General features: G+C 44.0%; 23 protein-coding genes. 6 read left to right on the top strand and 17 right to left on the bottom strand.

Annotated elements, in window-relative coordinates:
* Positions 1 to 236 precede the first annotated feature (236 nt).
* Positions 237 to 386, top strand: a complete 150-nt coding sequence (locus tag RJ41_RS19085) for a hypothetical protein (RefSeq protein ID WP_156964778.1) — start codon at positions 237 to 239, stop codon at positions 384 to 386.
* Positions 387 to 1,091: 705 nt separating this feature from the next.
* Here the strand turns inward: RJ41_RS19085 and RJ41_RS11365 are convergent.
* The 3 genes from RJ41_RS11365 to RJ41_RS18920 form a co-directional block, all read right to left on the bottom strand.
* Positions 1,092 to 3,353: a molybdopterin cofactor-binding domain-containing protein gene (locus RJ41_RS11365; RefSeq protein WP_039220676.1), complete on the bottom strand. Its 2,262-nt coding sequence runs from the start codon at positions 3,351 to 3,353 to the stop codon at positions 1,092 to 1,094.
* Positions 3,350 to 3,856 carry a (2Fe-2S)-binding protein gene (locus RJ41_RS11360; protein ID WP_014976393.1) on the bottom strand — a complete coding sequence of 169 codons (507 nt, stop codon included), beginning with the start codon at positions 3,854 to 3,856 and terminating at the stop codon, positions 3,350 to 3,352. The genes RJ41_RS11365 and RJ41_RS11360 overlap by 4 nt, the downstream gene beginning before the upstream one ends.
* A gap of 369 nt (positions 3,857 to 4,225) precedes the next feature.
* Complete coding sequence (locus RJ41_RS18920) at positions 4,226 to 4,441, bottom strand: PGPGW domain-containing protein (RefSeq protein WP_084081857.1); 216 nt, start codon at positions 4,439 to 4,441, stop codon at positions 4,226 to 4,228.
* Positions 4,442 to 4,624: 183 nt separating this feature from the next.
* Between RJ41_RS18920 and RJ41_RS19375 the strand changes: the two genes are divergently transcribed.
* Positions 4,625 to 4,762, top strand: a complete 138-nt coding sequence (locus tag RJ41_RS19375) for a DUF4826 family protein (protein WP_276203239.1) — start codon at positions 4,625 to 4,627, stop codon at positions 4,760 to 4,762.
* Between the two features lie 117 nt (positions 4,763 to 4,879).
* On the opposite strand, the gene RJ41_RS11350 is transcribed toward RJ41_RS19375, so the two are convergent.
* The 7 genes from RJ41_RS11350 to RJ41_RS11320 form a co-directional block, all read right to left on the bottom strand.
* Positions 4,880 to 5,338, bottom strand: a complete 459-nt coding sequence (locus RJ41_RS11350) for a GNAT family N-acetyltransferase (protein WP_039220671.1) — start codon at positions 5,336 to 5,338, stop codon at positions 4,880 to 4,882.
* 9 nt (positions 5,339 to 5,347) lie between these two features.
* Entirely contained in the window at positions 5,348 to 6,514 is a 1,167-nt protein-coding gene (locus tag RJ41_RS11345; RefSeq protein ID WP_039220670.1) for a cupin domain-containing protein, read from the bottom strand.
* Positions 6,515 to 6,861: 347 nt separating this feature from the next.
* A complete protein-coding gene (locus RJ41_RS11340; RefSeq protein ID WP_052235457.1) occupies positions 6,862 to 7,674 on the bottom strand; it encodes an adenylate/guanylate cyclase domain-containing protein in 813 nt (270 codons plus the stop codon).
* Positions 7,675 to 7,778: 104 nt separating this feature from the next.
* Positions 7,779 to 9,146: an adenylosuccinate lyase gene (gene purB, locus RJ41_RS11335; protein ID WP_039220668.1), complete on the bottom strand. Its 1,368-nt coding sequence runs from the start codon at positions 9,144 to 9,146 to the stop codon at positions 7,779 to 7,781.
* Positions 9,147 to 9,159: 13 nt separating this feature from the next.
* Complete coding sequence (gene hflD, locus RJ41_RS11330) at positions 9,160 to 9,786, bottom strand: high frequency lysogenization protein HflD (protein ID WP_039220666.1); 627 nt, start codon at positions 9,784 to 9,786, stop codon at positions 9,160 to 9,162.
* Entirely contained in the window at positions 9,786 to 10,913 is a 1,128-nt protein-coding gene (gene mnmA, locus RJ41_RS11325) for a tRNA 2-thiouridine(34) synthase MnmA (RefSeq protein ID WP_084081850.1), read from the bottom strand. Before mnmA ends, hflD begins: the two co-directional genes overlap by 1 nt.
* Before the next feature lie 353 nt (positions 10,914 to 11,266).
* On the bottom strand, positions 11,267 to 11,809 hold the full coding sequence (locus RJ41_RS11320) for an rRNA large subunit pseudouridine synthase E (protein WP_039220660.1): 543 nt from the start codon (positions 11,807 to 11,809) through the stop codon (positions 11,267 to 11,269).
* Between the two features lie 514 nt (positions 11,810 to 12,323).
* Between RJ41_RS11320 and RJ41_RS11315 the strand changes: the two genes are divergently transcribed.
* On the top strand, positions 12,324 to 14,543 hold the full coding sequence (locus RJ41_RS11315) for an NADP-dependent isocitrate dehydrogenase (protein WP_039220658.1): 2,220 nt from the start codon (positions 12,324 to 12,326) through the stop codon (positions 14,541 to 14,543).
* Between the two features lie 473 nt (positions 14,544 to 15,016).
* Here the strand turns inward: RJ41_RS11315 and cspD are convergent, their stop codons facing one another.
* Positions 15,017 to 15,235, bottom strand: a complete 219-nt coding sequence (cspD, locus tag RJ41_RS11310) for a cold shock domain-containing protein CspD (RefSeq protein WP_014949330.1) — start codon at positions 15,233 to 15,235, stop codon at positions 15,017 to 15,019.
* A gap of 242 nt (positions 15,236 to 15,477) precedes the next feature.
* Between cspD and clpS the strand changes: the two genes are divergently transcribed.
* Both clpS and clpA read left to right on the top strand, forming a co-directional pair.
* Complete coding sequence (clpS, locus tag RJ41_RS11305) at positions 15,478 to 15,798, top strand: ATP-dependent Clp protease adapter ClpS (RefSeq protein ID WP_014949331.1); 321 nt, start codon at positions 15,478 to 15,480, stop codon at positions 15,796 to 15,798.
* Positions 15,799 to 15,822: 24 nt separating this feature from the next.
* Positions 15,823 to 18,099 carry an ATP-dependent Clp protease ATP-binding subunit ClpA gene (clpA, locus tag RJ41_RS11300; protein ID WP_039220644.1) on the top strand — a complete coding sequence of 759 codons (2,277 nt, stop codon included), beginning with the start codon at positions 15,823 to 15,825 and terminating at the stop codon, positions 18,097 to 18,099.
* A gap of 75 nt (positions 18,100 to 18,174) precedes the next feature.
* Here the strand turns inward: clpA and infA are convergent, their stop codons facing one another.
* The 4 genes from infA to trxB all read right to left on the bottom strand — a co-directional run bounded on the left by infA (position 18,175) and on the right by trxB (position 20,951).
* Complete coding sequence (gene infA / locus RJ41_RS11295; RefSeq protein WP_014949333.1) at positions 18,175 to 18,393, bottom strand: translation initiation factor IF-1; 219 nt, start codon at positions 18,391 to 18,393, stop codon at positions 18,175 to 18,177.
* A 75-nt stretch (positions 18,394 to 18,468) separates the two neighbouring features.
* Positions 18,469 to 19,191: an arginyltransferase gene (locus RJ41_RS11290; protein WP_039220641.1), complete on the bottom strand. Its 723-nt coding sequence runs from the start codon at positions 19,189 to 19,191 to the stop codon at positions 18,469 to 18,471.
* Entirely contained in the window at positions 19,188 to 19,934 is a 747-nt protein-coding gene (aat, locus tag RJ41_RS11285) for a leucyl/phenylalanyl-tRNA--protein transferase (RefSeq protein ID WP_039220638.1), read from the bottom strand. The genes RJ41_RS11290 and aat overlap by 4 nt, the downstream gene beginning before the upstream one ends.
* A gap of 51 nt (positions 19,935 to 19,985) precedes the next feature.
* Positions 19,986 to 20,951, bottom strand: a complete 966-nt coding sequence (trxB, locus tag RJ41_RS11280) for a thioredoxin-disulfide reductase (RefSeq protein ID WP_039220635.1) — start codon at positions 20,949 to 20,951, stop codon at positions 19,986 to 19,988.
* 574 nt (positions 20,952 to 21,525) lie between these two features.
* On the opposite strand from trxB, the gene yfbV reads away from it, so the two are divergent.
* Positions 21,526 to 21,975, top strand: coding sequence for a terminus macrodomain insulation protein YfbV (gene yfbV, locus RJ41_RS11275; RefSeq protein ID WP_039220633.1), 450 nt, complete (start codon positions 21,526 to 21,528; stop codon positions 21,973 to 21,975).
* 73 nt (positions 21,976 to 22,048) lie between these two features.
* On the opposite strand, the gene RJ41_RS11270 is transcribed toward yfbV, so the two are convergent.
* Together RJ41_RS11270 and sppA are read right to left on the bottom strand one after the other, a co-directional pair.
* Entirely contained in the window at positions 22,049 to 22,501 is a 453-nt protein-coding gene (locus RJ41_RS11270; protein WP_039220630.1) for a SprT family zinc-dependent metalloprotease, read from the bottom strand.
* Between the two features lie 89 nt (positions 22,502 to 22,590).
* The gene (sppA, locus tag RJ41_RS11265; RefSeq protein ID WP_039220628.1) at positions 22,591 to 24,456 is read right to left on the bottom strand and encodes a signal peptide peptidase SppA; all 1,866 of its coding nucleotides are present in this window, start codon (positions 24,454 to 24,456) and stop codon (positions 22,591 to 22,593) included.
* Positions 24,457 to 24,605: the final 149 nt, after the last annotated feature.

Genomic DNA, 24,605 nt, shown 5'->3' with positions numbered 1-24,605 from the left:
TAACTGATCGGCATTAACCATAAGGTCTCTTTTTTTGTTAGGCAACTTAAAGTGATGGCCACTCATTTAGAAGCAAATCTTTGCTCGTGTTTCATTCCTTAAAAAAACTGTGGTTATTTAGCAAAACTATGCACTTTTGCGTGTTGAAAACATGACTTTGTGTAATTAAATATGTAATATTACATAGTGACTTTCACTTTGAATCTTTGATTAATAATTAACTTGGTTGAATTCTCATGGCACATAATGACAGCGCAGTTTCAGTAAACACTTCCGAAGAAAATGTTATGCAATCAGGCTCTGTGGTAGAGCAGTTGGCGCAAGCCCAAAAAGAAATTAACGAACTTAAAATGCAGTTGATGTGGATGGAACGCAACTACGAGTGATTATCTAGTTATTAAACTCGGGCTTAAATAGTCCGAGTTTTTTGTTTGTTTGAAATGAAATTGTGAAAGTATACACTTTTACTTTCATTTTTAGGCAGTCTTTACGGGTAAAGCTTCTTTCACTGAGTTTAAATTTATGTGCTAGTGTAGTTAAATAACGTTAGCAATATTTTAGGTACAGGGAAGGGAAGAAAAATGGCTTATCGGTTCAAATTTTTTGCTCAACCAGTAATCACTAATATAAGAACCCTTTGTGAAGCAGCACTTGTAGAATTCACTATCGGTTTGATTTGTGCGGTATTTGCTTACGCAAGTTATGGTATTTTCGTCCATCTTTTCGTCGCATGCATTGTTATCTCCCTCGCGTGCTTCTGCTTGAGCATCTACAACCTTTACTGTCTTTATTCTCACCCTTAAAGTGTTTTAAAAAATTCTGAGCTTCTCTACTAAGCTTTTGATTCTAGATAAACGTAACTACGGGTGCATGCCTAGCGTGTAAAGTTAACCTTGTACTACTTTAAATAGATAATTTTCCACGCAGAAGGCGTTGATAAGTTCACTAGCCAAACCTAGATATGCAGCAAATAGAAAGGGGTATAAAGTACACTGATAAAAGAGGGTAAACACATGATGTGTTTACCCTTTTTAAATGCTTAAAGCACGGCTTTGAGATTTAACTCGTGACGATGCTGGTTATTTAAGTGCTTATGCTTTTAGCTGGTTACCGATAGGTAACTGACGAATACGCTTACCACACGCAGCAAAAATGGCATTACAGAGCGCTGGTGCGTATACCGGCGTTGCTGGTTCACCTACACCGGCTGGCGGCGCATCGCTTTCAATTACTTCAACTTCTACCTCTAGCGGTGAATCGCTCATACGCGGTACACGGTAGTTGTGGAAGTTACTTTGCTGTACACGACCTTTATCAAAGGTAATACCGTCACTGATGGCGGTGGTAATACCGTATACTGAGCCGCCTTGCGTTTGGTTTTTCACCGTGTCTGTATTAACCACAGTACCTGCATCAATGGCTACCCATGATTTAATCACGCTAAGATCGCCAGCGTCAGACACTTCAACTTCAACCACAGTAGCAACGTAAGTTAAGAAGCTACGGTGCGCAGCAATACCCAGTCCGCGGCCTTTTGGCATCTCTCGACCCCAACCAGCCATGTCAGATACTTTCTCAATTACATTGCGAAGACGACCTGTATCCAAAGGATAAACCGACTTATCACCCCAATAGTTTTGATATTCGGCTTTTTGATCCGTCACATCAATAATTCTATCAGGACCAATTACTTCCAATAGGTAATCTTTAGCGTCTTTACCTGCTTTGTGGGCTGCTTCATTAATAAACGACTGTACAGCAAACGCGTGGAAGATGTTCGATACTGAACGCATCCATCCAATACGGGCTTTGGCTGGTGCTTCACCGCGCTCTAGCTTCATATTAGGTGTAAGAATTGGATTGTCTGTAAAGCCCAAATCTAACTCAAAGCTAAAGGGGGCGTTCGCGCCTTCTTGGAACGTAGAGGCAATAGGTGAAAACGCGGTTCTGTGAAGATAAGCATCAATTTTACCGTTTTCATCAAGTGCAGCCTCAACATGTTGAGCAGAAACTGCGTGATAGAAACCGTGCTGAATATCATCTTCACGTGTCCATTGAACGCGAATTGGCTTACCGGTTTTCATTGATAGATATGCCGCTTCCGCTGAAAAGTCAGGCTTAGACTTACGCCCGAAAGCACCACCCAACATGGTAACGTGAACATTGATTTTCTCTTTGTCCATGCCAACCATAGCGCCCACGGTTTCCATATCAGCCTGCGGATTTTGTGTTGCTGCCCATACGTCAACGCGATCTTTATAGTACATGGCAGTAGCACAAGGTGGCTCCATTGGGGCTTGTGCTAAATGCGGCACGTAATAGTCAGCAACCAGCTTGTCGCTGGCTTTTTCTAAAACGCTCAACGCATCGCCTTTTTCTCTAACAAGCGCTTGAGGTGCATTTACTGTGTTAAGCAACTGCTCTTTAAAGTTTGCTGAGTTATAGTCGCCATTTGCGCCATCATCCCAGGTGACGTCTAATGCTTTGCGGCCTTGCCATGCTGCCCATGTGTTGTTAGCTATAATGGCTAGCCCACCTTTTGGCTGGAACTGGGGCGCACCTTTTGGCGCTGGAATTTCAATTACATCAACAACGCCATTAACCGCTTTTGCTTTATCTGCATTAAAGCTTTTCACCTTACCGCCCACTACGGGAGGGCGTTCGATTATTGCAACAAGTGCTTTTGGCTCGCGCACGTCGGCGGCGAAGGTTGCTTTACCGGTAACGATATCTTGAAGGTCGATATGCGCCATACCGGTATTGATGTAACGCCATTCTTTCCTTTCTTTAAGCTTAAGCTTATCTGCTTCTGGCGGCGTAATGGTTAATGCATCGTCTATTAAGTCTTTATACGCAAGCGTTTTACCTGAAGTGTGTGTTACCACATGCTGCTCGGCAACACAGGTACTTGGCTCTACACCCAAACGCTTAGCTGCTGCATGTTGCATCATATAACGCACGCTTGCACCCATTTCTCGAAGACGCTGCATATTGAAGCGGATACTACGCGAGCCATCGGTGTTTTGGTCACCGTATTTGGGATCGCCTTTGCCTTGAATAACAATGACTTTGTCCCACGCCGCTTCCATTTCGTCAGCTACAATTTGCGCAATGGCGGTTCGGATCTGTTGACCCATTTCGCTGCGGTGACACGTTACTTCAACCATGCCGTCAGGGCGAAGTGCAATGAACAAGTTTGCGCGTTTTGCGTTTTCCGCCGGCTTTGCTAATACGCCAGCCATGGCGCGAGGTGCACCACCCATAAAATAGGTACCAAGAACCAGCGCACCCGCCGCGGCTGTCGATTTTAAGAAACTGCGGCGATTCATATCAAAATAGGTATTCTCACTCATGCTTCTTCTCCCGCTTGGGTTGGGTCAAAGTAGCTCACGCCAGCGTTACTGCTTATTGATTTCGACGCAGACTTAATGGCCTTGTGAATGCGAGGGTAGGTGCCGCATCGACAGATGTTGCCCGACATATTCTGAACAATTTCTTCGTCGCTTGGTGTTGGGTTGGTTGATAACAGACTGGCAGCTTGCATGATTTGCCCACATTGGCAGAAACCACATTGTGGTACTTTGTGTTCTACCCACGCTTTTTGGACAGGATGATCGCCATTTTCGCTTAGCCCTTCAATAGTGGTAATTTTTCTGCCTTGAACGGCTGACACAGGCAATACGCAAGAGCGTTGTGCCATGCCATCAATGTGAACAGTACAAGCGCCACATTGCGCCATACCACAGCCAAACTTAGGTCCTGTAAGATTTAATTCGTCACGAAGGTACCACAACACTGGTGTTGATGGGTCACCAGAAAATTCGTGTTTGTTACCATTAACGGTAAACGTGATCATGGTCTTGTCTCCATAGGTAAGCGAAAGATATGACTTGGACCAGATTGTTTAAACCTGGCCTACCCAAGCAGCGCAATGCGGGGTCAACGCATTACACAAAATCATATCGTTACGGTTACATTGCCTGATGATACGAACTATCTAAGATGCTGAGCATGCTCAGATAATTGCCACTATTATTATTAAAGGCTTCGCAATTTATACTTTAGATTACGTTAACACGCATTGTATGATTACGCATTTACATAAGTTTAAATGTAAAGTGGTTGCGACAAAATGAGATAGGAGCGCCAACAGCTTCGCTGTTAAGGAATGTGAAGTTTGACCTTGTCTAGCAGGGGCACATGCCCGCTTGTAAAAAAAGAGAAACTAGCGAAGCTTTCTCATTAAAAGAAATCGGTCTAGTTTGTGCGCACTCAACGTCATCGCCTTTTGGCTAAATTTGAGCCAACCCCTTGCTCGTGGCCAGTCATAACTCAACAGGACTAAGCCAGATACAACCAAAAGTATAGAGCCTGGGAGTAAAGTTAAAACAATTCCGCCAACAAACAAGATTGCTCCTAGCGTGAGCCTTAATATACGCATGCGTCTTAACTCGATAAAAATAGAAAATGTACGCTTAGTCTCACTCAAAAGTCTTTCTTTGCCAATGAAAAAAATGTAAATGTTTGTGCTGTACCTTTCGATATAGATGTGTGCAATAAATACGCTGATATTGTCAAATTATTAATGGATTGAATGCCAATGGGAAACCATTAGCCTTATTGCATAAGCGGCGATCTGCCTACTGACTATACGTCAGTGGACATCGCGAAAGATGCAAAAGACGTGTTGCGTCATTTTGCTATGCACTTGCAAATGAAAGCGGAAAACGTGGTTAACGCAGAGGGCGCTGATGAAAGCTAGAAAGCCTTTAGCGAACTTTTACTTAGTCGAACTGTGAGCTTGTTTACCATGCAAAACACCCCAGATTTTTGGGGCCAATAATAGTCCGGCTTTTTATAACACCTCAAGTCCACAAGGTTAATGAAGCTGCGTAACGTCCGGCAGGGGAAACCGCTCTGCCGGGCATTTCAATCTTTGTCTTGGTACACCGGCATCCATAAAAACCTGACCGTCTGGTGTAAAGCCAATGGACTTATGATATGAAACGCTTTCAAGGTTGCATATCACTTTAATGTTAGGAACGTTATTTCGCTTGGCGACGGTTATTAAAGCTTCAAACAAAGCACGATAAACAGGGAGTGTCCGGTGGCAGCGCTTTACGGCAATTCGACCTAGTTCACCTCGTTGGGTTAATCGCCCGGTAGCAATGGGTTCGTTTTCATCGTTAATAATAAGCACATGACATGCAGAGTGGTCGTGCTCGTCGAACTCGCTCGCTTCAGGCACGCGCCACTCTAAAACAAAAACATGTTCCCTCAGTGCTTTAAGTCGATGTTTATCCTTTTCCCAATCGACGTTTTGTATAGTAAACGCCATACTTACCTGTTAACCCTCGAACCATTCCCAGTAACCATTATTGATAAGTGTAGTTAAGGTTTCTAAAAATGTAAAAGAGGGGGCATCTTGGCAACACGTTGCGTTCAAAATGCTGCCTGATGCCAACACTTCAAACCATTCTTGGTCACGTTTAGAAAAAGCAAATTGACTGCCGTTGACGTAAAGCGCTCGAGGAAGCCCGCGTTTGCCATCACATATTAATGGTCTAACCCCAGGTGCAGGGACAAAGCTTATACCAGCGGCAAACTCATTTGAGATTTGCTCTAAGCTAACCTCATCCTCAAGAGGATACTCGGGTATACCTTGCTCGCTCATTGCTTCAAGTAGCGCGAAGGTAAAATCCTCCCCGTTTATGGCGTCTATTAACTGTTGTTTTAACGCTGCAACATCACTTGAACTAACTAACGCGGGATTAGCCTGACCGGCTCTGGCAGGATCTGTAAAGCGGTAATTGCCTGGGCCTTTATCCAGCATCATTGCTAAGCTTTCAGCCAATTGAAGATTATCGGGGGCGCGATAACCTACTGAATAGGTCAGGCTGTCTTCAATAGTTTGTCCGTCATGAGGCCAACCCGGCGGGACGTAAACTACATCACCAGGTTCAACAATAACGTCTATTACAGGGTCAAAACCCTCTATTTGCCGTAGTTTCGGGTGCGGGAAGATTTCTTTGTAATTTGCAGGCTTACCCACTCGCCAGCGTCTTTTTCCCTTACCCTGAACAAGAAATACATCGTATTGGTCGATATGAGCGCCAACGCCAGCACCGTTTGTGGCAAAACTTACCATCAGGTCATCCAATCTCCAGTTAGGTACAAAAGAGAATGGTTCCAAGATGGGCGCCACGTCTGGCACATATTTATCTACACCCTGAACGAGCAAGGTCCAGTTGCCTTGGCACGCGTTATCAAAATCGTTAATTGGCCCTTGTTCAACATGCCAGCTCCCCTGCACGTGGCTAATAATCCTCGCGTCAACCTCGGGCTCCTGCGCTAGGCCTGCTAGATCATTTTCATCTATTGGGTCGGTGAAGTCTAAAAAGAACTGCTTTATTACAACCGGTTTTTGTTGCCAGTAGTGCTTCAAGAATGTTTCTGCGGTAAAGCCGTTACCGGATTGTGCATCAATAAAATACGTATTGTCGTTATTGCCCATAGCATCTCTTTTTTGTAAGCCAGTTTTATGGTTTTTTTGCTGACCCAAGTGATAAAAAATAGCAGTTTAGCGCGCGTAAGTATTAGTAAATAGGAGCCAATACAGCACGTGAAACAAGTCAGTATTAAAAGCCACTCTGGGTCAAAAGGTAATGGTATCGTAAAAGCGGCATTATCATTTATTGGTAACCTGATTGCTACCTTAGTGCAGTAAAAGCTAACAATGATTTATGTTTGAGATAAGCGTGTAATCCGGTGAGTGATAAATAATATCGTTAACGGTTTAAATTTGCTGCTGCCGCTTTATGCGAATCTAGGTAAAGTGTTTTCGTTGAACCTTGCACGCATTTAGCATATGTACGCGTTTAGACACGTCGATTTGGTATGAATTAGTGTCTTATAAAAACGTAGTGCCTTGATGCAGTGACTTGCAGGGACGGATTCATCGGTTTGCTTATTATCACTAGGCAACGCTTTGATGTTTTGTTGCCAAAAGGTGGCATTACTATGGGTAATTGGGATATCGGATTTACCAGCTGGCGCGACAAACACTCGGTGTGTGTTTTCACATATCGCGATAGTACTCGGCGCAGTAAATTGCTCTAACATTGCCGCTTTATTAACAGTAGTACCCCAGATATCAAACCCTGCGGGTGAACGATTAGATGAGCCCGAAATCAGAGCGCCTGTCGCAATGCCAACGCGAAGTTGACAAGGCATTGATACGAGAAGGCTATTGCGACTTACAAGGTCACGAGCCTTTACAGCAAACTCTACAGCGTTTGTTGCGCAAAGATGAAGGGCTTCGTCAGCCACTTCATTCTTGGTTAGAAATCCCACAACAATGTACTGGTCGCCGTTGGTTTTTAACGGTGTTAGCTGCGAAGATGTTGCAATTTCATCGAAATGAGCGAAAAGCGCTTCCACGACGCTAGCACACATCATGTCCCCGTATTTTTCTGTCAAACGCTGAAAATTCGAAAGATCACAAAAAATGACAACCGCACTAGACACCTTTTGCTTAATGCTGATACTCCCTGGGTCATTGCTGTTTAATGACTCAATAGATGCAGTTGACAAAGTGCTTTTGGTGCCAAAATTAGGGATGCACTGATTATCAAGTTCGAAAAATTTCGTATCTTTCGTATTGTATAAATCCATCTATCCGCTCCCGTTTTATCTGCACTGAATAGTCAGTAGAGATAGGTATAAAAAAACGCGGTACTAATGACCGCGTTTTTTAGTGTAGTGGAAAGCGTAGTGGCTTATAACTGATCTACAAGCCTGATTGCATCACCAATGTATGTAGCAGGCGTTAATGCCTTAAGCTCTGCTTTGGCCGCTTCTGGCATATCTAGGTTATCAATAAACTCAGCAATAACGTCAGCATTTACTTTTTTACCACGGGTCAGCTCTTTTAGCTTCTCGTATGGCTTTTCAATACCGTAACGACGCATAACAGTTTGAATAGGCTCTGCAAGCAGTTCCCAATTGTTGTTTAGCTCGTTAAGTAAGCTTTGCTCATTAACTTCTAACTTACTGATACCTTTCAAAGTAGCCTGATACGCAATAACTGCATAACCTACACCTACGCCAAGGTTACGTAGTACGGTTGAGTCGGTAAGGTCACGCTGCCAGCGAGAGATAGGAAGCTTAGCTGCTAAATGGTCAAAAATAGCGTTCGCCAGACCTAAGTTGCCTTCTGAGTTTTCGAAATCGATAGGATTAACTTTGTGTGGCATGGTAGAAGAGCCGATTTCGCCAGCTACCGTTTTTTGCTTGAAGTGACCCAGTGCAATGTAACCCCAAACGTCACGGTCGAAATCGATAAGAATGGTGTTAAAGCGCGCAATGGCATCAAACATTTCTGCAATATAGTCATGCGGCTCTATTTGCGTAGTGAACGGGTTCCACGTAAGACCAAGTGAGGTAACAAACTTCTCTGAAACGTCGTGCCAATCTACATTTTTATACGCTGACAAGTGTGCGTTGTAGTTGCCCACAGCCCCGTTAATCTTACCAAGTAACTCAACACCTGCGATTTGGCTACGCTGACGCTTCAATCGAATAGCTACGTTTGCCATCTCTTTACCCATAGTAGTAGGCGAGGCAGGCTGACCGTGAGTACGAGCCATCATAGGTACGTTCTGGTAGCGCTTAGCAAGCTCTACTAGCGCTTCAATTAATTTGTCACAGTAAGGAAGAATAACGGTCTCGCGGGCTTCGCGAAGCATTAAACCGTGTGAAAGGTTGTTGATGTCTTCAGACGTACACGCAAAGTGGATAAACTCATTTACCGCTGAAAGCTCACTATTGTCGGCAACCTTCTCTTTAAGAAAGTATTCAACCGCTTTCACATCGTGGTTTGTTGTGCGCTCGATTTCTTTAATGCGCATGGCATCTTCAACACTAAATTCAGCGACTATTTTGTCTAGTAGTGCATTTGACGTGTCTGTAAAAGCAGGAACTTCTTCAATTTGTGGGTTAGTAGACAGCATTTGTAACCAACGTACTTCTACTTCTACACGGTATTTTAATAAGCCGTACTCACTGAAAATACTGCGTAATTCTACGCTTTTGCCAGCATATCGACCATCGACAGGGGAAATTGCAGTTAACTGACTCAGTTCCACCTTAAGCTCCTCACTAGTTTATTAATCGTAGTGCTTTAACAGCACTGTTAAGAATGTGTTTGCGTTTAAATAAAATGTTTCTTCGTTTTCCACCCATCTGACGCCACATTACTGCAGCCCTAACACCTGCAAGCAAAAGCGCGCGCACTTTATGTTGAGTAGCCGGTTGGCTTAAATAATCTGGGTTACCAGCTACCTGAATACGCGGTGCTAGCGGACTGATGATATCGCTGTAAATGCTCGCTAAGGAGGAGACTATTTGTGGGTTTTGGAAATCGATGTGAGCAAGCTGGCGCTGAACATGGGAAATACGTTCGCCCAGTTCCTGCATTGCTTTAGGCTTTCTCGCTAGCTTTCTTTCAAGGCCTAGAATACTAGCAATATAGCGGGTTAATTCCGTATCTTTTGTTGCTTGTTTGTCAGATAACTGTGCTGCGAGTGTGGTGTAACCGGTTTTTAAGTTAGCGAGCTGACCGAAGACCTGTTGAGGTGTTTCTGGGTCAGTAACCAGTATGCTCGATAAGCTGGCCTCTATAGCCTCGTTATCGGCTGAACCTCGTCTGGCAAGCTGCTGAACCAGCGCAGCAGCTTGACATACACCAGCAAGCGCTAGGTTATTTTCTACGTCGGTATCTAACATCAGCGAATATAACTCTCAATAATACCGCCGCCAAGGCAAACTTCGTCACTATAGAACACCGCTGACTGCCCCGGCGTTACCGCCTTCTGCGGCTCATCAAACATCACTTCAATGGTGTCGTCTTGAGCTGGCGTTATTGTACATGGGATATCGGCCTGACGATAACGGGTTTTAACTACCGCGCGCATAGGCTCTGTAATTGTTTTTCTATCCACCCAGTGTAGCTGCTTTGCTACCAATCCTTTAGAGTAAAGGCGAGGGTGGTCGGCACCTTGGCCCACAATAAGCACGTTGCGAGCAACATCTTTATCTACCACATACCAAGGGTCGTCACCGTATTTGGCCAAACCACCAATGTGTAAGCCTTTACGTTGACCTAACGTGTGATACATCAAGCCTTCGTGTTGGCCAATTTCTTCGCCTTCTGCTGTTTCAATAACGCCAGGCTGAGCTGGAAGGTAACGAGCCAAGAAGTCTTTAAATTTGCGTTCACCAATAAAGCAAATCCCGGTTGAGTCTTTCTTATCGTGAGTGATAAGACCTTGCTCCTCGGCGATTTTGCGAACTAATGGCTTTTCGATGTCACCTACAGGAAAGAGCGTTTTTGCAACGTGCTCTTCGCCTAATGTGTAAAGAAAGTAGCTCTGGTCTTTGTTGTTATCAAGGCCGCGTAGCATTTGCCATTTACCGTCTACTTCTCGGCGACGAACATAGTGACCGGTAGCAATGTAGTCTGCGCCTAGATCTTCTGCTGCAAATTCAAGAAACGCTTTAAACTTAATTTCTTTGTTGCACATAATATCTGGGTTTGGCGTACGGCCCGCTTTGTATTCCTCTAAGAAATACTCAAACACGTTATCCCAGTATTCAGCTGCAAAGTTAATGGTGTGTAGTTCAATGCCAAGTTTGTCAGCAACCGCTTGTGCATCTTTTAAATCTTCTGCAGCGGCACAGTATTCATCATTATCATCTTCTTCCCAGTTTTTCATGAAAAGACCTTCAACCTGATAACCCTGCTGTTGGAGTAGGTAGGCTGAAACAGATGAATCGACACCGCCGGACATACCGACGATCACTTTTTTGCTGGCGTTAGATTCAATATCACTCACTATGGATTGCACACTCATTTGATTAATAAAAAAGAAACCGTATTTGTTAAATCAGTCACCAATTAACATGTTGATAAATATGCTTAGGCGCTTACTCACTTAGTGGGCTATACCACTAATCAGCCACTTACAAATCGGCCCGTTTTCGAGGTCGCGGATTTTATCAGATTCCGACAGCTAATTCACATTTAATCCTTATCTGAATAAGTAATTAAATATGTGCCAAGCGGCCGTTGCCCTTTGTTGTAAAAAATTGTCTATATGCAAAGATGAACAGCAACCTTTAACAACGCTAAAAATCCGTAACGTTTCGGTGCCTCTTTTAGTGCGGTCAAGGAAGGTGATTTCAAGTATTAGAAATTGAATTGCCTTTAAAAGTAAACGTAGCTGCCATTATCAATACCATCAATGGTCCAATTACCTACGCGATATCTGATGAGCCTAAGGGTGGGGTAGCCGACGTGCGCCGTCATACGTCGCACTTGTCTGTTTTTACCTTCGGTAATGGTAATTTCTACCCAGCTTGTAGGGATTGATTGCCTAAAGCGTACGGGCGGATTTCGCGGCCACACGCTAGGTGCTTCCATGGCCTTTACTTTAGCGGGGCGAGTCAGTCCATCTTTTAATTCTACACCGTCACGCAGCGCCTGCATCGCTTTTTCGTCCATAATACCTTCAACTTGTACCCAATAGGTTTTGCTGGTTTTAGCTTTTGGGTTAGCAAGTTTATGCTGAAGTTTTCCGTCATTGGTGAGTACGAGAAGACCTTCCGAATCTCTGTCTAGTCGTCCTGCGGCATACACACCGGGAACATCAATGTAGTCCTTAAGGGTTTCTCTACCGTCTGCATCAGTAAATTGAGATAAGACTTGAAAGGGCTTATTAAAAAGCACCACTTTAGCGTTTGAAGACATATTACTTCCGCTTGTATAAATTCAAAATTTCGGTGAGGGATTTTACGACAAATGACGATGCTTCGCATGGGAAAATCAACCGCAAATAGTGGTTTGCTCAATGAAGTTTGTCGATAAATTCGGTGATCTTATGAGTTAAGACAATGGTATGACTTGTAACTCAAACTTTCGACCCTATACTAATGGTCGCTTCCATATTTATAAGAGAGCGCATCTGCATAATTATTAGACAGTTTTAGCAGTGATAAGCGGGCTTGCTTATACATCGTATCTCGAAATTGCGTACGACTAAGTCGTCGAGTGCAAAGCCATGAGATGCATATTGCTAACATAGGGAATTGAATAATATGTAGGGAAGAAAACAGCAAGTGACCTAGTGCTTAATAAAAGCAAAAGGTGGAAAACATCAAATACGTTTCGCAATGACTGTGGGCGTGACATGAACATGTTGCGGGTTGTTGCGACCTAATGGACTAAAAACGACAATACTCTGTCGAAAAAATTGAGGTATATAATGACCAAGTCTAAGATCATCTATACGAAGACTGATGAAGCGCCAATGTTGGCGACATATTCACTTCTTCCAATTATCCAGAAGTTTGCTGCAGCTGCAGATATCGATGTAGAGCTAAGCGATATCTCACTTGCTGCGCGTGTATTGGCAAATTTCCCAGAGTATCTTTCTGAAGAGCAAAGAGTGCCAGACGCATTAGCAGAACTGGGTGAGATGACCCAAGACCCGAATGCTAACATCATCAAGCTTCCAAACATCAGTGCCTCAATTCCACAGCTTCGTGCAACTATCAAAGAATTAAACGCTAAAGGTTTTAACGTACCTGCGTTCCCTGATTCACCGAAAACAGCTGAAGACGAAGAAATTCGCGAGCGTTACGGTAAAGTATTAGGTAGTGCGGTAAACCCTGTGTTACGTGAAGGTAACTCGGACCGTCGTGCACCAACAGCGGTGAAGAACTATGCCCGCAAGCACCCGCATTCAATGGGGGAGTGGTCTCAAGCTTCTCGTTCACACGTTGCACATATGCGCGGTGGCGACTTCTACTCTGGCGAGAAGTCAGTAATAGTAGAGAAAGACGGCTACGTGAGCATTGAGTTCACAGGCAAAGATGGTAGTAAGAAAACCCTTAAGCCTCGTGTAGACCTGCTTGCTGGCGAAGTCATCGACGGCATGTTCATGAGCAAAAAAGCGCTGTGTGAGTTCTTCGAAGAGCAAATTGAAGATGCGAAAAACACAGGCATTCTTTTCTCACTACACGTAAAAGCGACCATGATGAAGGTGTCTCACCCAATCGTGTTCGGTCACTGTGTAAAGGTGTTCTACAAAGATCTATTTAACAAATGGGGTGACCTGTTTGAAGAGCTAGGTGTTAATCCTAACAATGGTCTTGGTAGTGTTTACGACAAAATTGCGAGCTTACCTGAAAGCCAGCGCTCAGAAATTCAAAAAGACATCAATGCATGTTATGCCGACCGCCCACCAATGGCGATGGTAAACTCTGACAAAGGTATCTCGAACCTTCACGTACCAAGTGACGTAATTGTTGATGCATCTATGCCAGCTATGATCCGTAACTCAGGTCAAATGTGGGGACCAGATGGAAAGGCGCACGACACCAAAGCAGTTATCCCTGAAAGTACGTATGCAACTATTTACCAGGAAGTTATCAACTTCTGTAAAACGCATGGTGCATTCGACCCGACAACGATGGGTACGGTACCTAACGTTGGCTTAATGGCACAAAAAGCAGAAGAGTACGGTTCACATGACAAAACGTTTGAGCTAGAAGCAGACGGTACAGTGTCGATTGTTGACCAAGATGGCAATGTTCTTATCTCTCACGATGTTGAAGAAGGTGATATCTGGCGTATGTGTCAGGTGAAAGATGCACCTATTCAAGATTGGGTTAAGCTAGCGGTAACGCGTTCACGTCAATCTGGAATGCCTGCAGTATTCTGGCTAGATGACGAACGTGCTCACGATGCACAACTGATCAAAAAAGTTGAAAAGTACCTTCAGGATCACGACACCAATGGTCTAGACATTCAAATTATGTCTCCTGTACGCGCTATTCGTTACAGCATGGAACGTGCGATTCGCGGTCTAGATACCATCTCAGTAACCGGTAACGTACTTCGTGACTACTTAACTGACTTGTTCCCAATCCTAGAGCTTGGCACCAGTGCGAAAATGCTATCTATCGTGCCACTGATGGCTGGCGGTGGCCTTTACGAGACTGGTGCAGGCGGCAGTGCACCTAAGCACGTTCAACAGTTTGTTGAAGAAGGCCACTTGCGTTGGGATTCATTGGGTGAATTCCTAGCTCTAGCAGTATCGCTAGAAGATGTTGCAATTAAGCACAGCAACACCAAAGCAAAAGTTATTGCTACAGCGCTAGATAAAGCAACGGAAAAGCTGCTTAACAATGGTAAGTCTCCACTTCGTAAAGCAGGCCAGCTGGATAACCGTGGTAGCCATGTTTACCTAGGTCTATACTGGGCTGAAGAAGTAGCGAACCAGACGGAAGATGCTGACCTAGCAGCACAATTTAAGCCAGTGTATGAAGAGCTATCTGCAAAAATCGATGACATCTTGGCTGAGATTGATGCGACTCAAGGTAGCGCGCAAGACATTGGCGGTTACTACTACCCTGACGAAGACAAGCTTTTCGCAACCATGTCTCCAAGTAAGACATTAAAAGCTATCCTTGGTGCATAGTGATTTGCGTACATGCGTTAGGCTTTGAGGTCTAGCGCACAGAATAGTATTCTCAAATCTGACAAGCTATTCAAAACAACGTTTAAAAGCCCTCTCTTCAAACGAGAGGGCTTTTTTATGTAGAACCACTATACCTGCGCTAACACGCCGCGATTACGAACATTTTAAACCTAGCAGAGTAGGCAATGATCTATGCGGACTAAGATAAAGTGTGTCAATCACCAGTATTGTGTAGGGAGGTATACTTTATATTTTGGAAAGAAGTGTACTAACGGAAAATGAAAATACGGGAGCAAAGCTTGTTGGTTAGGCGCTCTGTACCAACACGTTACGTTACGATAACGTAATGCTTTTTTTTGGGGGGTAAAATTAGAGCACAACCAACCACACAGACGCTTTACTGCACCTATATTTTTTGAATGGCAAAAAAAACCAAAAGCCTGACTCAGGGCCAGGCTTTATAAATTCTTTTCTTAACGCTCAGGTTCTTCTTTGAAGCCAATGTTCTCAGCATGCAGGCCTTTAGGGCCTTGCTGTACTTCGAAGGTAACTTCTTGACCTGCTTTTAGCGAACGATAGCCTTCCATTTGAATCGTAGAGTAATGCGCGAAAATATCTTCACCACCGTCCTCAGGTACGATAAATCCAAAACCCTTTGCGTTGTTAAACCATTTAACTTTGCCAACCGCCATACTTCGACTTCCTCTTAATCCTTGAACTCACGAGTATATGCCCCCATTATAGATCCGGAGACACTGGGGAAAGAGTATTGACTACAGTTCCTTTAAAGTCCTGCTTTAAAGTGCTAAACGTGTAATACTCAAAACCACCATACAAAATGTAGATTTTTTAACCATATTATGTCAAGGGCAAATGTGAATAAATTTATACAAAAGTTTGTACACATATGCCGGTAAACCACTATTATTAAGTTATGAGTAAAGACAACGCTATTAGTATCGAAAAGGAAAAACAGAAAGACGCGCAGCGACAGAAGCCGCAGCCGCCTCCCATGTATAAAGTGTTGTTGAACAATGACGACTATACACCGATGGATTTTGTCATTGAGGTACTCATGCAGTTTTTCAATATGGACGCTGAGAAAGCCAACCAACTTATGCTGACCGTTCATTATCAGGGAAAAGCCGTGTGTGGCATTTTCACTGCTGAGATAGCAGAGACAAAAGTGATGCAGGTAAATCAGTACGCACGCAAACATCAGCATCCGTTGATGTGCACGATGGAGCAGGCATAAGGTTTTTTGTAGAGGGCGAGCAATATGTTAAATAAAGAATTAGAACAAACGTTGAATGAAGCGTTTGTATTTGCCAGAGAGCACCGTCACGAGTTTATGACGGTTGAGCACTTGTTGTTGGCATTGCTTGATAACTCAGCTGCTCGTGATGCGCTTAAAGCGTGTGGTGCCGATATCGAGGCGATTAAGAGTGAACTGCTATCGTTCGTTAAAGATACGACGCCACTTATTCTGGATGACCAATTAAACGAACGGGAAACTCAGCCCACGCTCGGTTTTCAGCGCGTGCTTCAGCGGGCGGTTTTTCATGTGCAATCGTCGGGTAAAGACGAAGTTACGGGCGCCAATGTGCTCGTCGCTATCTTCAGTGAGCAAGAGTCGCAGGCGGTTTACATTCTTAAGAAAGCAGACGTAACGCGCTTAGACGTTGTGAACTTTATCAGTCATGGTGTTAGTAAAGCAGATGATGACGAGCCTGTTAACCCTGAAGCATCGGAAGAATCTGAAGCAGGTGAAGAGGGTGGTTCTGCGTTAAGTAAATACGCTACCGACCTTAACCGCCACGCAAAAGACGGCAAAATTGACCCGCTTATTGGGCGCGATTCTGAAGTAGAGCGTACGATCCAAATTTTATGTCGTCGTCGTAAAAATAACCCATTACTAGTGGGTGAAGCGGGCGTAGGTAAAACTGCTATAGCAGAGGGTTTAGCTTACCGAATAGTAAACGAAGACGTGCCTGATGTTATTGCTGAAAGCACGGTATATTCACTTGATTTAGGTGGCCTTCTTGCTGGTACTAAATATCGCGGTGACTTCGAGAAGCGTTTAAAAGCAATCTTGAAAGAGCTAGGCAAAGATAAAAACGCTATTTTGTTTATTGATGAAATCCATACCATTATAGGCGCGGGTGCTGCATCAGGCGGTGTGATGGATGCTTCCAACTTACTTAAGCCTAAGCTGTCAAGCGGTGAACTACGTTGCATTGGCTCAACCACATATCAAGAATACCAAGGTATTTTTGAGAAAGATCGCGCGCTGGCACGTCGTTTCCAAAAAGTTGACGTAACTGAACCTAGCGTGAGCGATACCACAAAGATATTGCTTGGCCTTAAGAGCCGCTACGAAGAGCACCATAACGTGCGCTTTACTCAAAAAGCGATTCAAGCTGCGGCAGAATTGTCAGCGAAATACATCAATGAACGTCACCTTCCAGATAAGGCCATTGATGTAATGGACGAGGCGGGAGCAAGTCAGCGTTTGTTGCCACCTTCCAAGCGTAAAAAGACTATTGGTGTGGGTGACATTGAGCAAATAATTGCGAAAATGGCGCGAATCCCAGAGAAGTCTGTCTCAGCCTCTGATAAAGAAGTACTTAAAAACCTTGGTCGCAACCTTAAGATGGTCGTATTTGGACAGGATAAGGCTATAGAGACGCTTAATGACGCTATATTGCTGTCACGTTCTGGGCTTGGCAATGAAGCAAAACCAATTGGTAGTTTCTTATTCGCCGGTCCAACTGGTGTTGGTAAAACAGAAGTAACTCAACAGCTGGCTAAAATCATGGGTGTTGAGCTTGTACGTTTTGATATGTCTGAGTACATGGAACGTCATGCTGTGAGCCGCCTTATTGGCGCGCCTCCTGGTTACGTTGGCTTCGACCAGGGTGGTCTGTTAACAGATGCGGTGATTAAAAATCCGTATTCGGTAGTCTTGTTAGATGAAATTGAGAAAGCGCATAGCGACATCTACAATATTCTTCTTCAAGTGATGGACCACGGTACGCTGACTGATAACAACGGCCGCAAAGTTGACTTCAGAAACGTGGTGTTGGTGATGACCACTAATGCTGGTGTTCAGGAAACAGTGCGCAAGTCCATTGGTTTTAAGCAACAAGATCACAGTCACGATGCGATGTCTGAAATCAATAAGGTGTTTACACCTGAATTCAGAAACCGCCTAGACGGTATAATTTGGTTCAATCACCTTGACCCTGAAATTATTCTACAAGTGGTCGATAAGTTCATCATTGAGCTTCAGGCACAGCTTGACGTGAAGGGTGTGTCGCTTGAGGTTACCAGTGCAGCTCGCGCTTATATGGCCGAGAAAGGCTATGACAAAGCAATGGGAGCACGTCCTATGGCACGCGTTATTAAAGATGATCTTAAGAAAGAGTTGGCGAACGAGTTATTGTTTGGCGAACTGTCTAAGGGCGGAAACGTTAAAGTGGATTGCGTCGACGACAAACTTACCTTTGAGTACTCAGGTGTAGGAGCGACGTCTGAAGAAGCAGAGCCAAGCTGATAAAGCAAAGCATTTAATACGAAAAAGCCCGATCTTAATCGGGCTTTTTTTATGCGTTACCGCTTAAATGGCTCATTATCTTGCGCGATAAACGATACGACCTTTGGTCAAATCGTAAGGAGTCATCTCAACGGTGACCTTATCGCCAGTAAGAATACGGATATAGTTCTTGCGCATTTTACCAGAGATGTGTGCAGTCACCACGTGACCGTTTTCTAGTTCAACGCGGAACATAGTGTTAGGTAGCGTGTCCAACACAGTACCTTCCATTTCAATACAATCTTCTTTTGCCATGTAAAGCAGTTACCTCAGTAATTCAAAATTTTTGCCGCGCAGACCTTACCCAATCTTGGGTTCAGTGTAAAGCAATTAAGTGGGCATTTTACTATTTTTGGTAAATAGATGCCATTCATTGTCACTAAAATGCTCAAATGGCAAAAATTTATGCTTGTAAGACATTTTTTGGCAGCCCTCTACGTAATAGCCTAAATATACGTATTGAAGCCCTAAATGCTTTGCTTGCTCAATTTGCATGAGTATCATCCAAGTACCTAGCGACACTGAACTATAGTCGGGGTCAAAAAATGTATACAGAGCAGAGAGTGCCCCCATATCCTCGTTGGCATCGACCACATCCGTTACGGCTACTGCGATCAACCTGTCACCGTCGTATGCCTCAAGGTAGTGGGTTGGCATCCAATCACATCGTACAAAGTTATCGAATTGTGTTTTTGATGGCGGGTACATACTGCCGTCAGCATGTCGTTCTGTGATGTAGCGCTCGTATAACGGGTAGTAGGAGTCTTTGGTTTTATCCACCAACTCAACGCGAAACCCATTATTTTTTTTAAGCAGCCTTTTTTGACTGCGAGAAGGCGTAAAAGCATCAACCGGGATCCGTACCGATTTACAAGCCTTACAATCTGAACAGTGTGGACGGTAAATTTGTTCACCGCTTCGTCGAAACCCCACTTGAATAAGTTGCGAGTATCGCCACGCCTGAAAATCATTATTTTCGGCGTATACTAATAATTGCTCTTGCTCATCGGGCAAATAGCTACATGAAAATGATTGGGTTATACCAAACTTCACGGAGTAATCACTCTTGGCTTCCAACGATTAAGGTAGTCTTCTGACAGCCTACCGTCTTCAGTTAAAGTGTGGTTGTTGTTTTCAAGTTTTTCAATAAAGTTTTCACGTGGTAACGTATTCGCACCAAGAGATGCCAAATGATCGGTAGGAAGCTGGCAATCAATAAAGGCCATATCGTGAGACTTCATGTGCTCAACCAAAGCCATCATAGCAAGTTTTGACGTATTACTTTCCCAGTGAAACATCGATTCACCGCAATATACCTTGCCAATTCCAACGCCATATAGTCCACCCACCAATGTTTCGCCGTCCCATACTTCCACTGAGTGCGCTAACCCCAAACCGTTAAGCTGCCGATAGGCTGCAATCATGTCATCAGTTATCCATGTTTCGCTGTTTAATTCCCCTGTATTGTGATTTTTGCGAGGGGTTGATGAACAAGCTTCAATGACACGGTCAAACGCATGATTTAACGTTACTGTGTACTTTCGTTTTCGAGCAAGCTTCTTAAGGCTTTTCGATGCGACAAAATTGTCGAGTTCAATAATGGCTCTGGGGTCGGGTGACCACCACAACAGCGGCTCGTCATCACTAAACCAAGGAAATATGCCCTGAGAGTAAGCTGAAAATAAACGGGCAGGGCTAAGGTCGCCGCCGAATGCTAATAGGCCGTTAGGATCGTCTAGGGCGGTGTCTACAGAAGGGAAGGGGGCGCCCTCTTCAATATAATGTAACGCTATCATAAATAGGCCGGAAAAAAGCCCTGCAAAGATGCAGGGCTTAGGAGGACAGTATTAGCCTTGTTCAGGCATAGTACCGTCTAAGTATTTTTCAGCGTCTAATGCAGCCATACAGCCTGTGCCTGCAGAAGTAATAGCTTGACGATAAATGTGATCGCTCACGTCACCGGCAGCAAATACACCTTCAACGCTAGTTTGCGTTGCGTTTCCGTTAGTGCCACTATTCACCACGATATAGCCGTCTTTCATTTCTAGCTGGCCATCAAAGATATCAGTGTTTGGCTTGTGACCGATAGCAACGAATAGACCCATAACATCAAGCTCTTCTGTCGCTTCGCTGTTCGTATCTTTAATACGGACTTTGGTTACACCCATTTCGTCACCGAGCACTTCATCTAGCGTACGGTTTAAGTGTAATACCACGTTACCGTTTTCTGCTTTATCACGAAGGCGTTGCTCAAGAATTTTTTCACTTCTAAAGCTATCTCTTCTGTGAATAACATGCACTTCTGAAGCGATGTTTGAAAGATAAAGCGCTTCTTCAACGGCTGTATTACCGCCGCCTATCACCGCTACTTTCTGGTTGCGGTAGAAGAAACCGTCACAGGTCGCACAGGCAGAAACACCTTTACCCATAAAGGCTTGCTCAGACTCAAGACCTAAGTATTTAGCAGACGCGCCTGTGGCAATGATTAGTGCGTCACACGTATAAGTGCCGCTGTCGCCATAAAGCGTGAAGGGACGCTTTGAAAAATCAGTTTTGTTGATATGGTCGAAAATGATTTCGGTATCGAACTTCTCTGCATGCTTTTGCATACGAACCATTAGATCTGGGCCAGTTAGGCCTTCAGGATCGCCCGGCCAGTTTTCTACTTCTGTTGTGGTAGTAAGCTGTCCGCCTTGTTGAATACCAGTTAACAGTACAGGTTTAAGGTTTGCACGTGCAGCGTAAACCGCTGCTGAATAACCTGCTGGGCCTGAACCCAAGATAAGTAGACGGACGTGTCTGCTTTCTGCCATTTTCCTCTCCAAATAATTCACCCGCCGTGGGTTACTTATAAAATTCTCTTAGAAGGCTAGGTAGGGGCGAAAATTCGTAAATCAAGCACAACACCTAGTTACTTTTATTATAGTAGTTTGCCAGTGCAGCATCTGAAGGTGTGTCATTAACTCGTTTAATTAAAATAACAACAAAGCCATTCTGCACATTGTTTGGGCTTAAGCGCTATATGATGCCTTTAAGAGAGAAAAATGTCACTTAAAGATAAGTTCAATTTATACCATTTAATTATTAAGCTCGTTTTAACTTTGTAGTACCTTTACGAGCAAGAATGAGTTAAGCAGTTTGTGCCCTAATAGCTGCATCGAAACGCAGAACAAATAGCTACAGATAATATTCGGCTTGCAATTAAAGCGCGCCAAGACTGCAATGAAACTTAATGATCCATTGAGCGGTCTTATTTGATAAAATTGAGTAGCAGTGGTTAGGATGAATAGCACTGCCAATATGCGTGAAAAAAGCGCAATAAAATTGTAATGCCAAAAAAGCCGTTTACAATTTAGAAGTACGTACCTAAAAAAGAAGAGGTGAGCCATGTCTCAATCAGTAATGACAATGTTGAAAAACGGTCAGCAGTACATGAAGACATGGCCTGTCAGAAAAGAGCTCTACGCCTTTTTTCCAGAGTGCCGGGTTGTCGCTGCGACCAAATTTGCGATTAAAACAATGCCGCCTGTCGCGATGGTGTCGTGCGCACTTTTGTATCAAAACCTTGGCACAGATTATCTCCCTCAAACTATTACCATAGGCGCTTTTTTCTTAAGCCTGCCTATGCAGGGCTTGTTATGGCTAGGGCATCGCTCAGACCAATACCTTCCGCCACAACTTAAAAGCTGGTACCAAGAAATCCATTCAAAAATGCGTACGCAAGGCGTTAGTGTGAGTAAAGCAAAGTCTAAACCTAAGTACAAAGAACTCGCGCAGCTTCTTAAAACGGCGTTTAACGACTTAGACAATGCTTTTACCAAGCATTGGTTTAACTAACAAAAGGCCAAGTTTCACCAAGTCGAGCGTTAGACAGGGTAAATGAGGAGTTATTTGGTGAACTGCAAAGCGCTTACGATGCTTTAAGTAGGCTTTGACACTTCCTGCACCTGTATTGAGCTCCTTTTAAAATTTTATTGTGCCTTCGCGTGCTCAACGCATATGTATCGCAATTACATTCATATAGAAAGGTTTTGGCTACCTGCTTTACATCGAATTGATGCGTAGCTGATGGCGAGCGCTTAAAAACACCCAGCATAATCGATCGCCATTCCTTCCCGTGGGGTTGGACCCTACCAAACAAAGTCCATACCAGTAAATGACTGACCTCATGCGGGATCACGTCCTCAAGAAACGCATCGACATTATCTTTGAAAAGAAGAGGGTGAAAGTTAACGCGGTTTTGTTGCAAAAATGCAGTGCCTGCATTTTTACCTGAGCGTCTAAAAGTGATGGTTGGGCGGTCAAAACTACGTTTAAAATATTGCTCAGCCTGCTCATAGCAACAAAAAACAGCGTCGGATATAACGCGACGCTGTTCATTAGTTAGGTCATTTGAAGCGATCTTGCTGCCTCACTATACGTATGATTATGCTTTCTTGTTTTTAATGCATATTACTCAACATCACAAGGTAAACACAAAACATAAGTACCTTTAGGGTCGTTAAGCTTATTGATCAGACTAAACTCTTGGAGCACACGTTTGAATTCGTTAACTAATGCAGAGTCGGCGTTAGCAAACTGCCACTTTCCTACAAACGTCATAGCCTGGCCGAAAAACTCTTTCCAGAAAATTTCTTGTGCACTTAAGGTACGTTGAACATAGAAAGTGTCGTATTTTTCAAGCTCTGCAAATTCTGCCGCGGCAGTAACAGCGTCTTCGAGGGTGCCCAATTGATCAACAAGGCCCAATTCAATTGCGTCTTCACCTATCCAAACGCGACCTTGCGCAACGCTATCAACGTCTTCAACAGACATGTCACGTGCACTAGATACGAGCGACAAGAAATTGCCGTAAGTGTTTTCCACATTGCGCTGTAAAATTTGGCCAAATTCAGGTGCAAGAGGGCGAACAGCTGAGAACCCGGCAAGCTCTGTTGAACCCACCCCGTCGCTATGGATACCAAGGTAGTCGAGTGAGTTTTCGTATGTCATGAACATGCCGAACACGCCAATAGAACCTGTAATAGTGCTTGGGCTGGCAATAATTTTGTCGGTACTTGCTGCAATCCAGTAGCCACCAGACGCCGCGTAAGTACTCATAGAGGCAATAACCGGCTTGCCGGCTTGTTGGAGCTGCAATACTTCTTGACGAATCACTTCAGAAGCAAATGCACTGCCTCCCGGTGAATCAATTTGAAGAACAACAGCTTTTACGTTGTCATCTAAGCGTGCTTTTCTGAGTAAGCGTGCAGTGCTATCTCCACCAATGGTGCCCGCTTTTTGATTGCCATTTAAAATAGTCCCTTTTGCAACAACAATGGCTATCTTATCCATGTCTGATTCGATAACAGGCATGGGTGGGTTCACTACTTTGAGATAAGTGTTGAATGTAGTGAGGTTTACGCCGTGTTCGTTATCACCTTCACCCACTAATTCGGTTAATTCAACTCTCACTTCCTCGCGAGTTTTTAAAGCATCTACCCAGTTGTTTTCAAGGGCATACTGAGCAAAGTCACCACCAGCAGCTTCAAACTTAGCTAATAGACCTTCCAAGGTTTCATCGAAGTTAGACTCGTCAATACCGCGAGCTGACGCAACGTCAGACTTGTATTGCGCCCAGTAGCCGTCTAACCATTGCTTTTCCGCTTCTTTTGCTTCATCAGACATGTCGTTGCGCATGATAGGCTCAACGGCAGATTTATAAGTCCCTACGCGGAATATGTGCGTGGTAACTTTGAGTTTCTCAAGCATGTCTTTAAAGTACATGCCGTAACGTCCGTAACCTTCGAACATCAAGCCACCCATGGGATTTAGATAGATATTGTCAGCATGAGCGGCTAGATAATATTGATCTTGTGAGAAATAATCGCCAATTGCGTAAACGGGTTTTCCTGATTCTTTGAATGTGTCGATAGCGTTGGCCACATTACGCAATTTATCTAAACCGCCGCCTGTTAACCCGTGTAGATCCAGAACAAGGGCTTTTATACGTCGATCTTTTTTGGCATTCTCTAGCACTTTAACTACGTCGCGAACAAGCACTTCTGGGTTTTCGGGCTCGCTACCTAGTGATTCCTGCAAAAATTGCTCAAAAGGATCAATGCTTTCTTTTTCAATAACGAGTTTGCCGTTCAAAGTAAGGAAAAGCGCGCTGTCCTTATTGACCGTTAGCGGGTCGTCATCCTGACCAGCAATGGCGATAATCAATCCAACAAAAATAACAATGAATATCAAATTAAAGAAAAGTTTGCGGGTGAAGTTAAGCACCGTCCACAAGCCAATAAACAAGGATTTAGTCCAATTTCCTTTGGCTGCCATTTTAATCACTACCTTTTTTTGAATTAACTAACCAGAGCAAGATAGATCAGGCATACCTTACTCACGTACTGCATTCTATTATGTTACCTAAATCGAGTAAGATCGCGAACTTAATTGTAATTTTTTGTGAGTGTCTTTGTTTTCGACGA

Source organism: Alteromonas marina (assembly GCF_000808575.1).
In the GTDB taxonomy this organism is placed as follows: domain Bacteria; phylum Pseudomonadota; class Gammaproteobacteria; order Enterobacterales; family Alteromonadaceae; genus Alteromonas; species Alteromonas marina_A.
This window is presented reverse-complemented; position numbering and strand designations above follow the sequence as displayed.